The organism is Staphylococcus sp. HMSC068C09, from assembly GCF_001813735.1.
GTDB lineage: Bacteria > Bacillota > Bacilli > Staphylococcales > Staphylococcaceae > Staphylococcus > Staphylococcus hominis.
Window position 1 is genome coordinate 525,287 of the sequence record NZ_KV813756.1, and the last position, 13,700, is coordinate 538,986.

Below are 13,700 nucleotides of genomic sequence, written 5' to 3' on the forward strand. Positions count from 1 at the left end.
AAAATAGGAGTAGAATTGTATTTAATTCTACTCCTAAATAAACGATGATATTAATCATGATAATGATGGGTTGTAAGATCCATGTGATCTAATTTTACAAATTTAGTTTTACGAATCAATTTATGCACGATAAAGATAATTGCTAAGACAATTAAAGGCATGATATTAACAAAAAAATCGCCTATATTACCATTAAATAAATCACCGATAGAATTACCAAGGTATAAGAAAATTAATGTAGCAAACACAATGATAGGGCCTAGAGGGAAAAGTGGTGATTTGTAAGGCAATAATGTGTTAATATTTTTGCCTTGACGTTTAATCCCTCTACGTAAACGTATTTGAGCCCATGCACTTATTGCCCATACAATAATTACTAAAGAGCCAATGATATTTAACAAGCTAAATACTGCATTAGCATAGAAATTAGCTAGAATAATAATTGCTACTACTAAAATGTAAGTAGTGACTATTGAACGCATCGGTAATTTCGTTTTATTATTTAATTTACTTAAAAACTTTGGTGCTTGCTTTTCATCACTCAAAGAGAAAAGCATTCTACTTGTTGTATACATTCCAGAATTCGCTGCAGATAGTAACGATGTAAGAATGACAGCATTAATAATTGATGCTGCAAATGCTATACCGATTCGATCGAAAACTATAGTAAATGGACTTTGAGATACCGATTGATTTTTATTTAATAATAAAGGATCAGTATAAGGAATAATAGCTGCAATGACGACAATAGATAAAACATAAAACAATAAAATTCTCCAAAATACTTGCTTAACAGCCCTTGGCATAGTTTTTTCAGGATTATCAGATTCACCTGCAGTGACAGCTACAACTTCCGTACCACCCACAGAAAATCCTGCTACAAGTAATACTGCTAAGAAACCAGATAAACGACCTACAAAAGGTGCTTCACCTTTGGTATAATTCTCGAATCCATATGTATGTCCACCAAGAATACCAAAAATCATTAATATACCAACAACAATAAATACAATAATTGTGATTACTTTAATTAATGATAACCAAAACTCTGTTTCGCCAAATGCTTTAACAGTAAAGATATTTAATAGGAATATAATCGTTATAAAAATTAAACTCCATACCAGAGGACTGAAAATTTTAAATACATCCCAATAAAATAAAACATTAGAAGCTACCATTACATCAACGCTTGATACTAAAGACCATAGAATGTAATACAACCATCCCATTGTAAAACCGATAGACGGATCAATGAAACGGGTAGCATATGAACTAAACGAACCAGATACAGGATAAAATGTAGCAAGTTCTCCAATAGACGACATTAAAAAATAAAGCATGATTCCTATCAATAAATAAGCTAAGATAGCTCCTCCAGGTCCTGCCTGAGAAACGACACTACCTGTAGCAACAAAAAGTCCAGTACCTATTGCGCCTCCGATAGCAATCATAGATATGTGTCTTGACTTAAGACCGCGTTTCATATTGTTATCTTCCATATAATATCTCCTAAATTAAAATTTAAAATATACAAATCATTTTAATCGTTTTAGGTCAAGTATTCAATAACTTTTGAACAATTTGTTTTAAAAATTTTAAATTTTCTGATTTTTTAAAACGATTAGTTTTTGGTACGTAGAAGGAAACTGATTAAATTAAAAGAAACTTATTGCTTAAAAATAAAGGATATGATAGAATTTTAAATCGTAAGAATTCCTAATTATATATAACAAGAAAGGATGTTATTGATGCGCGTTAATGTAACTTTAGCTTGCACTGAATGTGGCGATCGTAATTATATTACAACAAAAAATAAACGTAATAACCCTGAGCGTATTGAAATGAAAAAATATTGCCCAAGATTAAATAAATACACGCTACACCGTGAAACTAAATAATTCCTTATCTTTTAAATACGACAAAAAGATAAACTATTATAGACTCATACATGTTTAAGATGAATAACATGTGTGAGTCTTTTAATTTTAAAATAATTGTCTTTGTAATTTTTTAAAAGTATGTTAAGATATAAAACGTAATTATTACGATTTGTAAAAAGGAGATATTATATGGCTAAAAAATCTAAAATAGCTAAAGAATTAAAAAGAGAAAAATTAGTAAATCAATATTATGAATTACGTAAAGAACTGAAAGAAAAAGGAGATTATAAAGCATTAAAAAAATTGCCAAGAGATTCATCTCCAACTCGTTTAACAAGAAGATGCAAAGTTACAGGACGCCCAAGAGGTGTAATGAGAAAATTTGAAATGTCTAGAATTGCATTTCGAGAACATGCTCATAAAGGTCAAATTCCTGGTGTGAAAAAATCTAGTTGGTAACTGAAACTAATACTTTAGTCCATTTACATTGTATTTAAAAAATTGTAAAGTATATAAGGATATAAATAATAAGAGCGAGGAAAAGGTGATTTCTCGCTCTAGATTACGTTATAAATGATTTTTTAAAGCGTCAGATATTTTATTTATGTCTACAGTGTCTTTTTAATTTTTAATGTATAGGGGAAATTTAAAGTATGAAAATTTTTGATTATGAAGATATTCAATTAATTCCAAATAAATGTATTGTTAATAGTAGATCTGAATGTGATACAACTGTACAATTTGGACCTAAAACTTTTAAGTTGCCAGTGGTTCCTGCTAATATGCAAACAGTTATGAATGAATCTTTAGCTGAATGGTTTGCAGAAAATGATTATTTTTATATTATGCATCGTTTTGATGAAGCAGGTCGCATACCTTTTATAAAAAAAATGCAAAATAAAGGACTTTTCGCTTCTATTTCAGTGGGTGTAAAGGAAACTGAATTTGAATTTATAGAAAAATTAAAAACTGAGCATTTAATACCTGAATATATTACAATTGATATCGCCCATGGTCATGCTAATTCGGTTATTAATATGATTAAACATATTAAAAAACATATTCCTCAATCATTTGTTATTGCTGGTAATGTAGGAACGCCTGAGGGAGTAAGAGAATTAGAAAATGCTGGTGCAGATGCTACTAAAGTTGGTATAGGACCAGGACGAGTGTGTATTACTAAAATTAAAACTGGATTTGGTACAGGAGGATGGCAATTAGCTGCATTAAACATTTGTAGTAAAGCTGCACGTAAACCAATTATTGCTGATGGAGGTATTAGAACACATGGTGATATCGCGAAATCTATTCGTTTTGGAGCCACTATGGTTATGATTGGTTCATTATTTGCAGCGCATGAAGAATCTCCTGGCAAAACAGTTGAGTTAGATGGTAAACGTTATAAAGAATATTTTGGTAGTGCTTCCGAATTCCAAAAAGGAGAACATAAGAATGTTGAAGGGAAGAAAATGTTTGTGGAACATAAAGGTTCATTAAAAGATACCTTAGTTGAAATGCAACAAGATCTTCAAAGTTCAATTTCCTATGCTGGCGGCAAAGATTTAAAATCACTAACTACTGTTGACTATGTTATTGTAAGAAACTCAATTTTTAATGGTGATAGAGATTAATATATATTTAGTAGGTGAATGTTATTAAAAAATTCCTTTTATTTACTGCAATATTTCTGTTATTTATCATTATAAAACCCATCGAAGAAAACCAGTTTTTTATTCATTTGCAAAATAATGTAAGAGATAAAGTAGAAGTTTTATTAAATGAAGATACAAGCTATAAAAATAATGTGCTTAAAGTTCCAAAAAAACAAGAATTCGCAGTTAATAATATTCAATTAAATATGTCACAAAAGGAAGTAGAAAATAAGATAGGGCGACCAAAAAGAGTGACTTCAAATGAATATGGTACAAAATGGTACACTTATTATAATGATGATTATCAAAATTTTTTAATGGTAAGTTATATTAATAATAAAGTTAATGCTTTATTTAGTAATCAAAACATTATAACTTCTAAATCTAAAATTAAATATAATACCCCTAAAAAAGTGGTTGAACAACGTCTTGGTAAGCCAGTAGATAAAATTGCAAAAGGACGTAATCGTTTTGTTGTAAAAAATGATGAATATGATGTTTTTTATAAAGATCACATTTATACAACTGCATTTTACGATAAACATAATAAAAATAACTTAACAGGGTTGTTGCAAGTGAGTGAATCGATGGAAAACCGATTACAAAAGCAATATGGTGCACCTTCTACAACGCTAGAAAAAAGCTTTGAATATCAAAACTTTGATTTAGTTAATGCAGAAAGAAAACAACACGGATTAAATACATTGGATTACTCTAAAAAAATATCTAATACTGCAAGAAAACATAGTGAAGATATGGTTAAAAATAATTATTTTGAGCATACTGATTTAAATGGTCATTCACCTTTCGATAGAATGAAACGTGATGGTATACAATTTAATGTTGCTGCTGAAAATTTAGCTTATGGTCAACAAAGTAGTATTTATGCTCACGAAGGACTTATGAATTCTCTAGGACATCGGGAAAATATTTTAAATACACACGTTAATACATTAGGTGTAGGTGTAGATTTTAATAATAAGCGACAACCATTTTGGACAGAAAACTATGCTGGATAATGTTTGATTTATAATATATAGGGGTATGTTCTTTTTGCAAGGAAGTTGATATTATGCCTACAAAGAAAAATAAGAAAAAAGATATACTTGATAAAGTTAAAGAGATTTTAAATAAAAAATAAAACTAGAAGTGCTTAGGCACTTCTAGTTTTTTGTATATTAAACATATATATAAGAGATTTTAACGTAACAAACAAGAGATAAACTACAATTCTCTATAAAGACCAATAACTTTACCGATAACTGTTACATTATCTAAGTAAATAGGACTCATAGCACTATTTTCTGGTTGTAAACGATATCGATTTTTTTCTTTAAAAAAACGTTTTACAGTAGCTTCATCATCTTCAGTCATTGCTACGATAATATCTCCATTTTCAGCAATAGTTTGGCTTCTTACAATTACTTTATCTCCGTCTAAAATACCCGCTTCAATCATACTTTCACCGATAACATTTAAAATAAACACATCACTATTGTGTGTGGATGTTAAATGTTCTGGTAATGGAAAGTATTCTTCTATATTCTCTACTGCTGTAATTGGAACTCCAGCTGTAACTTTACCGATAACAGGAACATAGATAGTTTCTTCTCTAGTCATATCATTATTTTGATCACTCACGATTTCAATTGCTCTAGGTTTAGTAGGATCTCTTCTAATATATCCTTTTTCTTCTAATCTAGATAAATGACCATGCACAGTTGAACTTGAAGCAAGACCAACAGCTTCACCAATCTCTCTTACACTTGGTGGATAACCTTTTATTTGAACAACATGTTTAATATAATCATAAATCTCACTTTGTCTTTTAGTTAACTCTCTCATATATAGGCACTCCCTAAGTTTATTTTAATATAGTATAGCATTTTTTGATTTTTTAAACAAACATTTGTTCGTAATACTATTGACTAGGAACACTCGTTCTGTTAAAGTATTTATACAAACAAATGTTCTAGGAGTGAAAATAAATGCTTAGTAATTATACTAGTAATATCATTAAAAATATAATTGTTCTAGTAGTATCTTGCATCGTTTTTCTGGTGTTTTTTACTAACTTATATCAGAACGCTCATACGGAACACATGTACGAAATTACCGATCATACGATCCCTAAAAAAGCGATTTTAAACGATGATTATAAGAACGATATACCCGATAATACAGAACAAACAGACTATAAAGTGTTCGCCTTAGTTAAATAAATATTTAAGAGATATAGATAAAAAGTTATTACTTCTAAGAAATGGGAATATGAAGTATTATATAAAAATACTTCATTTATTTTAGAAAGAGTTTATGATGCTTAGATTTTTTATCTATGTCTCTTTTTGTTATATTAATTAAGTATTTTATATGTATTAAAGAAAAGAATAGAAAGTGTGATGACATGTCAAATAATAATTTAAATATAGATAGAATTAATGAATTAGCAAAAAAGAAAAAAGAGCAAGGTTTAACAGAAGCTGAAGCAAAAGAGCAATCTAAGTTGCGTAAACAATATTTAGATTCTTTTAGAGAAGGATTTAAACAACAAATTGAAAGTACCAAAGTCATTGATCCAGAAGGTAACGATGTAACGCCGGAAAAACTTAAAAAAATTCAAGAAAGTAAAAAGAATGATCAATAGTTAATAACATTTTAATCATTAACATTATAATCTTATCATTTACTATATTTTTAAGTTATAATATAAAAAAGATGATTAATTCTAGAAGGGAAGTATGTAAGATGTTTAATGAAAAAGACCAATTAGCTATTGATACTATACGTGCATTAAGTATTGATGCAATTGAAGAAGCAAATTCTGGTCATCCTGGTCTGCCTATGGGAGCTGCACCAATGGCCTACACGCTTTGGACTCGCCACTTAAACTTTAATCCACAATCTAAAGACTACTTTAACAGAGATAGATTTATATTATCTGCAGGTCATGGTTCTGCTTTACTATATAGTTTATTACATGTCTCTGGAAGCTTAGAATTAGAAGAATTAAAGCAGTTCAGACAATGGGGTTCTAAAACACCTGGACATCCTGAGTTTCGTCATACAGATGGTGTTGAAGTTACAACAGGTCCATTAGGACAAGGATTTGCTATGTCTGTGGGAATGGCTTTAGCTGAAGCGCATTTAGGTGGTAAATTTAATAAAGATGATATTAACGTTGTAGATCATTATACTTACGTGTTGGCTTCAGATGGAGATTTAATGGAAGGTATTTCTCATGAAGCAGCTTCATTTGCTGGTCATAATCAATTAGATAAACTTATTGTATTATACGATTCAAATGATATTTCACTTGATGGTGAACTTAACAAATCTTTCTCAGAAGATGTAAAACAACGTTTTGAAAGTTATGGATGGAACCATATTTTAGTAAAAGATGGCAACAATTTAGAAGAAATTGATAATGCGATTACTAAAGCTAAACAGCAAAATGGTCCTACGTTAATTGAAGTTAAAACAATTATTGGTTACGGCGCGCCAAACGTTAGCGGTACAAATGGTGTTCACGGAGCGCCACTTGGTACTGATGAAAGAAAACTTACATTTGAAGCATATGGATTAGATCCAGAAAAACGTTTCAATGTTCCAGAAGAAGTATATGAAATCTTCCAAACAACAATGCTAAAACGTGCAAATGAGCATGAAGATGAGTGGAAAGAAAAATTAGAAACATATACAGAAAAATATCCAGAGTTAGCTGAAGAATTTAAATTGGCAATCAGTGGTAAATTACCTGAAAATTATAAAGATGAATTACCAAAATTCAGTAGTGATCATAATGCAGCTACTCGTGCAGATTCTGGAGAAATCATTCAAGCAATTAGTAAATCTGTTCCTTCATTCTTTGGTGGTTCTGCAGATTTAGCAGGATCTAATAAATCAAATGTTAAAGAAGCTACAGATTACAATCCTAATACTCCAGAAGGTAAAAATGTTTGGTTTGGTGTAAGAGAATTTGCTATGGGTGCTGCAGTAAACGGTATGGCAGCACATGGAGGTTTACATCCTTATGGTGCTACATTCTTCGTATTTAGTGATTACTTAAAACCAGCATTACGCTTATCTGCAATTATGGGATTGAATGCAACATTTATCTTTACACATGATTCAATTGCTGTAGGTGAAGATGGTCCAACACACGAACCGATTGAACAGTTAGCAGGTTTAAGAGCTATTCCAAATATGAACGTCATTCGTCCAGCAGACGGTAATGAAACAAGAGTAGCATGGGAAGTTGCATTAGAATCTAAACAAACACCAACATCTCTAGTTTTAACTCGTCAAAATCTTCCTTATTTAGATGTAGATGAAGAAACGGTTGAAGAAGGCGTACGAAAAGGTGCATATGTTGTATTTGAAACTGAAACTAAACCTGAATATCTATTACTAGCAACTGGCTCAGAAGTAAGCTTAGCTATTGAAGTAGCTAAAGATTTAGATAAACAAGGTAAAGGTGTAAGAGTCGTTTCTATGCCAAACTGGTTCGCTTTTGAGCAACAAACAGACGAGTATAAAGAATCAGTTATTCCAAAAGAATTAACTAAACGTGTTGCAATTGAAATGGCTTCACCACTCGGTTGGCATAAATATGTAGGCACTGAAGGTAAAGTAATTGGAATCGATGGTTTTGGTGCAAGTGCACCAGGAGACTTAGTTGTCGAAAAATATGGCTTTACTAAAGAAAATATTTTAAATCAAATTCGCACTTTTTAATATTATGATTTAGTCAACATAGAGAGAGAGCGGGGAATGAATTCAAAATGAGTTCTTTCTTGCTTTTTTTTATTTTGTGCATAGCACTTTATATGAAGTTATTTATAAATATTAGTATTCGTGTTAAACAGTTTGTTAATATAAAAGCGAAGAGGTGTTATTCTAAAACTAACTCTTGAAATCAAGGTAGTTATTTAGTAAAATTCAGTAGGATATAGAAAGTGGGTGAAACAATGGCAACTTGGTTAGCAATTTTATTAATCATTGTAGCACTTATCATCGGACTAGTTGGTGGTTTCTTCTTAGCAAGAAAATATATGATGGACTATTTGAAAAAAAACCCACCTATCAATGAAGAAATGTTACGTATGATGATGATGCAAATGGGACAAAAACCGTCTCAAAAGAAAATCAATCAAATGATGACGATGATGAACAAAAACATGGATCAAAACATGAAGAGTTCAAAAAAATAATAGTTATTAAAGGATTGTATGCCATAAGGGTTTACAATCCTTTGTTTTTGTTGTAAAACATTTTTAGTTGGAGTATTTAAGAAGTATAATAGTATTAAACTTTTAGTTATGTGAGTATAAGAAGGTGTAAATTTGGCATATTTAGTTTTTTCCATAGTATTTGCATTGTTTATGGGGATTGTTGTCATAGTTATTCGTATGAAAGCACAAAAGTTCCCTGTAAATGAAAAGAAAATTATTTTACCTCCTATCTTTATGTCGACAGGGGCTTTGATGTATGTTATTCCATATTTTAGATTAACTGGGGCTGAAATTTTAGAATCTATCATTTTAGGTGTGATATTTTCATCTGTACTTATCTGGACAAGTCATTTTGAAGTTCAAGGCGCTGAGGTATATATGAAACGATCAAAAGCGTTTCCAATCATTTTAATTTCACTTTTAATTATTAGAACAATCATAAAAATATTTATTAGTAGCTCTATTGATCCAGGAGAAATCGGAGGCATGTTCTTTTTATTGGCATTTAGTATGATTGTTCCTTGGCGTTTAGCTATGTTATATAAATATAAAAATGTTAAAAAATCTTTAGTCTCATAATAGAGATTAATATTATTAGCTTATCTAAAATTAAATAAAATATTATTTTTTGATATTAAATTGAATTGAAGTTTAGAGCGAGTATGTGAGTTCATTGAGAATTCAATCTCGCTCTTTTTTAAAATTAAAGTATAATGCTTTAAAAAGTAAGGGGAATGTTATGAAAATTATACATACTGGAGATTGGCATTTAGGAAAGATACTTAACGGAAAACAATTTCTTGAAGACCAATCATTTATTTTAGAACAATTTATCCAATGTTTAAAAGATGAGAAACCTGATGTAGTTGTGATTGCTGGGGATATTTATGATACAACTTATCCAAGTAAAGAAACTATTCATCTTTTTGAAAATGCTATTCATACTATTAATATAGATATGAATATCCCTATGATTATTTCTAATGGTAATCACGATGGTAAAGAACGATTGAATTATGGAGCTTCATGGTTTGAACATTCCAAACTCTTTATTCGTACAAAATTAAAACATATGAATCAACCTATCGAATTTAATGATGTACATTTCTATGTACTTCCATTTGCTACTATTAGTGAAGTAAAAGAATTTTTTAAAGATGCTTCTATTCAAACTTATCAACAAGCAACAGAAAAATGTATTAATTATATAGTAGAAAATTTGAATAAAGAGAAAATAAATATTTTAATTGGTCACTTAACGATAAATGGAGGAAAAACATCGGATTCAGAAAGACCTTTAACAATTGGGACTGTTGAAAGTGTTACTAAATCATGTTTTAACGTATTTGATAAAGTGTTATTAGGACATTTACATCATCCATTTAGTATTAAAGATGACATTATTGATTATTCTGGTTCACTGTTACAATATTCATTTTCAGAAATAAACCAGCCTAAGGGATATAAACGTTTAGTGGTTCAAGATAAAAATGAACTATCAACATCATTTGTGCAACTTAAACCTTTAAGAGAGCTTGAAGTGGTTGAGGGCGAGTATGATGAAGTGATTCAAGGACATATTCAACCTAAAAATAAAGATAATTATATACATTTCAAACTTAAAAATATGTCGCATATTAGTGATCCAATGATTCATTTAAAACAACTATTCCCCAATACTCTTGCGCTTAGCAATATTACTTTTGAAAATGAGGGGCCTTTACATCAGACACAAATACAACAACAAGACGACCAAACTATTATTAAGCAATTTTATAAGATGATTACAGATAATGAGATGACCAAGTATCAGGAAGAAAAAATAAATAATTTAATCACTTTGGTATCGAATAAGGAGGTCTAAAATGAAACCAATAAAATTAACGTTAAATAATTTTGGCCCATTCTTACATGAAAAGATAGATTTTACTCAAATTAAAAATGATCAGCTTTTTTTAATTAGTGGTAAAACTGGTTCGGGAAAAACCATGATATTTGATGCAATTGTATTTTCGTTATTTGGAAAAGCTTCTACAGAAGGCAGAAGTGAAGCGGGATTAAGAAGTCATTTTGCAGAGGCAAAATCTCCTATGTGGGTTGAATATGAATTTCAACTTAATGAAAAATATTTCAAAATTATTCGTCAAGGTGCTTTTACTAAAGAGGGAAACACTAGTCAAACACCAGGAAAACTAGATGTGTATGAATATGATTCTAAAAGTGAAACATATGAATTAAGAGAAAGTAAAATCAGTGCTGGAAATCAATATATTAAGTCATTACTAGGCGTTAATGCTGAACAATTTAGACAGTTATTTATTCTTCCACAAGGTGAATTTAAAAAATTTTTAGTATCCAATAGTACAGATAAACAGGGGATATTAAGAACTTTATTTAATAGTATACGTTTTGAGGAAATTCAAAATTTGCTCAAAAATGAAATGAAAGAAGAGAAAAAACAAATTGAAAAAAGATACGATCAAATTAAATTACTATGGGAAGATATTGACGCATTTGATGATGAGCAATTAATTCAATTGAAACAAATCCATCATATAAAAACTCAAGAATTATTGCAGGCTATTCCCAACTTCAAAACGATAGGTCATCAACTCGAAGAACAAAGACTACATATAAAAAATGAGCAAAAAGAACAATTACATTCTATAATAAAACGCATTGATTTAAATAAAAAGTTAGAACAACAACTGATTGAATTAGAAGAATACCACCAATTAAAACATCAATTAGATGAACAGATTGAAGACATACAAGCATTAAAAGTAAAATTAAATCGATTAAAAGATACTGGCATGCTATTTAATTTATATGATCAACAACGTTTGAAAGAAGAGAAGTATCAAATAATAAAAACCAAAATAATAGAGACTGAGAATAAAATATCGCAAATAAATAATAAAATAAACATACTTGAAAAAGAACATAAACAATTAAACAAGATGAGTGACTCATACCACTTAAAAAGTGAGAATTTAGAACAATCGAAGCCTTTTTATCATCAATTGGATAAATATCAACAAGCATTTGAAGAGCAAGAACATATTATTCATAATTATAATGAAATGATGAAAGAGCAAGAGCAGTTAATTAATAAAGGACATAAAATGAGTCAATCTATTGATAGCTATAAAGTGGATAATAAAGCTATTGATGAGCTGACTGAACAAATATATCAATTACAAAAACAATTAGATGAACAACAAAGTTTAAAAGATAAGTATGAAAAGCAAGTTTCCCTAAAACAACAATATCATCAACATTCAAAAAAGATACAAAATTTAAAAAATGAGATTGATACACTCAATCAACAGTTAGAAAGCATTGATAAACGTAATATTGATTTAAATGATAAACAAACCTTTATTATTGAAATACAGTCAGCGTTACGTATTGGTGATACATGTCCAATATGTGGAAATGAAGTTGAATCTTTAAATCAGCATATTGATTTTGAAACTATTAATCAAAATCATCAATTACTTGATAAACTTTCTGATGAAATTAATGAAAAAAAACAGCATTTAAGTAAAAGCGAAACGACGTGTGAATTACTCTCTCAAAACATATCAGATTTAGGAGAGATAGAGTATGAATCGATTAATTTAGACCAAATCAAAGAAAAGTTACAATGTGCAAAGTCTGAAAAAATACAATTACAACAACAATTAGAAAAGTTAGATAAATTACAACAACAATTTCATGCGTTACAGCAAGAGAAGCATCAGCAGGAACTTAAATTAGAGAAATTAGCTTCTCAAAAACGTCAGAATCAAACTTTAATTCAAGATTTTGAAATAAGCACAGGATATTCAAGTATTGAAACTTTTAAAAATTATTACTTAAGTCTTCAAAAAGAGATTGATGAGTATCATCAACATGTTGATGATACTAATAAAAATATGCAATCATATCAAAATGCGCTAGCTTTAGAAAAAAATAGTGTTGATAATTATTTGACTACGAGTAAAGAACTACAAAAAGAATTAGATTATTTTACAACAACTATCCGAAAAGAAATGAAACGATTAGGTTTAGAAAATGAAGATGAAATAAAAAAATTAAAACATGAACTTCAAGATATAGAGCATATTGAAAAAAGAATTAATCACTTCGATAAGGAACAACATAAATATAACGTTGAAATAGAACGATTAACACGTCTTACAAGTGAAAAAGAACTTGAAGATATATCTAATCTTGAAATGCAAAAAGAACATATCGAAGAAAAATATAATCAGTATGTTAATGATGTTGTATCAATACAATATAAAATTAAGAAAAATGATGAAAAATTTGCAAAAATTGAAAAACATATTCACTATTTAGATGAAGAGTTAAAAGAGCAGCAACAAATTTTTAATTTATCTGAGGTTTTATCAGGAAAGAATCATCAAAAATTATCGCTTGAAAACTATGTATTAATCTATTATTTAGAAAGAATTATACATCAAGCAAATATTAGATTAGATATAATGAGCGGGCGAAGATATCAACTTAAACGAAGAGAATCAATATCACAAGGATATAGTGGATTAGAAATCGATGTATTTGATTTATATTCTAATAAGTCAAGACATATTAGTTCATTATCAGGAGGAGAAACGTTTCAAGCATCACTGGCTCTAGCATTGGGATTAAGTGAAGTCGTACAACAAGAATCTGGAGGGATAACGTTAGAATCAATGTTTATCGATGAAGGATTTGGCACACTTGATCAAGAAACTTTAGAAACATCTCTTGATACATTATTAAATTTAAAAACATCTGGACGGATGGTAGGAATTATCTCTCATGTGAGTGAGTTAAAACAACGAATCCCATTAATACTTGAAGTAAATACAAATCAGTATCAAAGTTACACAAAATTTAAATGGAAGTAACAAAAGAGGCTGGGACATAATTCCTAACAAAAT

At 29.4% G+C, this 13,700-nt stretch carries 13 protein-coding genes; 11 read left to right on the plus strand and 2 right to left on the minus strand.

Annotation, left to right across the window (positions count from 1 at the left end):
• Positions 1 to 50: 50 nt before the first annotated feature.
• On the minus strand, positions 51 to 1,499 hold the full coding sequence (locus HMPREF2930_RS07280; RefSeq protein ID WP_017174661.1) for an amino acid permease: 1,449 nt from the start codon (positions 1,497 to 1,499) through the stop codon (positions 51 to 53).
• A 249-nt stretch (positions 1,500 to 1,748) separates the two neighbouring features.
• Between HMPREF2930_RS07280 and rpmG the strand changes: the two genes are divergently transcribed.
• From rpmG to HMPREF2930_RS07300, 4 genes are all read left to right on the plus strand, one after another.
• Complete coding sequence (gene rpmG / locus HMPREF2930_RS07285) at positions 1,749 to 1,898, plus strand: 50S ribosomal protein L33 (RefSeq protein ID WP_001265708.1); 150 nt, start codon at positions 1,749 to 1,751, stop codon at positions 1,896 to 1,898.
• A gap of 171 nt (positions 1,899 to 2,069) precedes the next feature.
• Positions 2,070 to 2,339, plus strand: coding sequence for a 30S ribosomal protein S14 (gene rpsN / locus HMPREF2930_RS07290; protein ID WP_002449108.1), 270 nt, complete (start codon positions 2,070 to 2,072; stop codon positions 2,337 to 2,339).
• Positions 2,340 to 2,533: 194 nt separating this feature from the next.
• Complete coding sequence (guaC, locus tag HMPREF2930_RS07295; protein ID WP_017174662.1) at positions 2,534 to 3,511, plus strand: GMP reductase; 978 nt, start codon at positions 2,534 to 2,536, stop codon at positions 3,509 to 3,511.
• A 14-nt stretch (positions 3,512 to 3,525) separates the two neighbouring features.
• Positions 3,526 to 4,551 (plus strand): CAP domain-containing protein, encoded by a 1,026-nt coding sequence (locus tag HMPREF2930_RS07300; protein ID WP_017174663.1) that lies wholly within the window; start codon positions 3,526 to 3,528, stop codon positions 4,549 to 4,551.
• A gap of 205 nt (positions 4,552 to 4,756) precedes the next feature.
• On the opposite strand, the gene lexA is transcribed toward HMPREF2930_RS07300, so the two are convergent.
• The gene (lexA, locus tag HMPREF2930_RS07305; protein ID WP_002449099.1) at positions 4,757 to 5,377 is read right to left on the minus strand and encodes a transcriptional repressor LexA; all 621 of its coding nucleotides are present in this window, start codon (positions 5,375 to 5,377) and stop codon (positions 4,757 to 4,759) included.
• A gap of 143 nt (positions 5,378 to 5,520) precedes the next feature.
• Between lexA and sosA the strand changes: the two genes are divergently transcribed.
• From sosA to sbcC, 7 genes are all read left to right on the plus strand, one after another.
• Positions 5,521 to 5,754, plus strand: a complete 234-nt coding sequence (gene sosA, locus HMPREF2930_RS11830) for a DNA damage-induced cell division inhibitor SosA (protein WP_017174664.1) — start codon at positions 5,521 to 5,523, stop codon at positions 5,752 to 5,754.
• Positions 5,755 to 5,939: 185 nt separating this feature from the next.
• Entirely contained in the window at positions 5,940 to 6,179 is a 240-nt protein-coding gene (locus tag HMPREF2930_RS07315) for a DUF896 domain-containing protein (RefSeq protein WP_017174665.1), read from the plus strand.
• A 101-nt stretch (positions 6,180 to 6,280) separates the two neighbouring features.
• A complete protein-coding gene (gene tkt / locus HMPREF2930_RS07320; RefSeq protein WP_017174666.1) occupies positions 6,281 to 8,269 on the plus strand; it encodes a transketolase in 1,989 nt (662 codons plus the stop codon).
• Positions 8,270 to 8,502: 233 nt separating this feature from the next.
• The gene (locus HMPREF2930_RS07325) at positions 8,503 to 8,745 is read left to right on the plus strand and encodes a YneF family protein (RefSeq protein WP_037541068.1); all 243 of its coding nucleotides are present in this window, start codon (positions 8,503 to 8,505) and stop codon (positions 8,743 to 8,745) included.
• A 132-nt stretch (positions 8,746 to 8,877) separates the two neighbouring features.
• Positions 8,878 to 9,345, plus strand: a complete 468-nt coding sequence (locus HMPREF2930_RS07330) for a CcdC family protein (protein ID WP_002449105.1) — start codon at positions 8,878 to 8,880, stop codon at positions 9,343 to 9,345.
• Between the two features lie 160 nt (positions 9,346 to 9,505).
• Positions 9,506 to 10,630, plus strand: a complete 1,125-nt coding sequence (sbcD, locus tag HMPREF2930_RS07335) for an exonuclease subunit SbcD (protein ID WP_017174667.1) — start codon at positions 9,506 to 9,508, stop codon at positions 10,628 to 10,630.
• Position 10,631: 1 nt separating this feature from the next.
• Positions 10,632 to 13,667: an exonuclease subunit SbcC gene (gene sbcC / locus HMPREF2930_RS07340; protein WP_017174668.1), complete on the plus strand. Its 3,036-nt coding sequence runs from the start codon at positions 10,632 to 10,634 to the stop codon at positions 13,665 to 13,667.
• The last annotated feature ends 33 nt before the right edge of the window (positions 13,668 to 13,700 follow it).

What these genes read in the sequence shown, in the direction of transcription:
- HMPREF2930_RS07280 (WP_017174661.1), bottom strand. Translation starts at nt 1,499, where the DNA reads ATGGAAGATAACAATATGAAACGCGGTCTTAAGTCAAGACACATATCT.
- tkt (WP_017174666.1), top strand. Translation starts at nt 6,281, where the DNA reads ATGTTTAATGAAAAAGACCAATTAGCTATTGATACTATACGTGCATTA.
- HMPREF2930_RS07325 (WP_037541068.1), top strand. Translation starts at nt 8,503, where the DNA reads ATGGCAACTTGGTTAGCAATTTTATTAATCATTGTAGCACTTATCATC.
- sbcD (WP_017174667.1), top strand. Translation starts at nt 9,506, where the DNA reads ATGAAAATTATACATACTGGAGATTGGCATTTAGGAAAGATACTTAAC.
- HMPREF2930_RS07315 (WP_017174665.1), top strand. Translation starts at nt 5,940, where the DNA reads ATGTCAAATAATAATTTAAATATAGATAGAATTAATGAATTAGCAAAA.
- sbcC (WP_017174668.1), top strand. Translation starts at nt 10,632, where the DNA reads ATGAAACCAATAAAATTAACGTTAAATAATTTTGGCCCATTCTTACAT.
- rpmG (WP_001265708.1), top strand. Translation starts at nt 1,749, where the DNA reads ATGCGCGTTAATGTAACTTTAGCTTGCACTGAATGTGGCGATCGTAAT.
- sosA (WP_017174664.1), top strand. Translation starts at nt 5,521, where the DNA reads ATGCTTAGTAATTATACTAGTAATATCATTAAAAATATAATTGTTCTA.
- rpsN (WP_002449108.1), top strand. Translation starts at nt 2,070, where the DNA reads ATGGCTAAAAAATCTAAAATAGCTAAAGAATTAAAAAGAGAAAAATTA.
- lexA (WP_002449099.1), bottom strand. Translation starts at nt 5,377, where the DNA reads ATGAGAGAGTTAACTAAAAGACAAAGTGAGATTTATGATTATATTAAA.
- guaC (WP_017174662.1), top strand. Translation starts at nt 2,534, where the DNA reads ATGAAAATTTTTGATTATGAAGATATTCAATTAATTCCAAATAAATGT.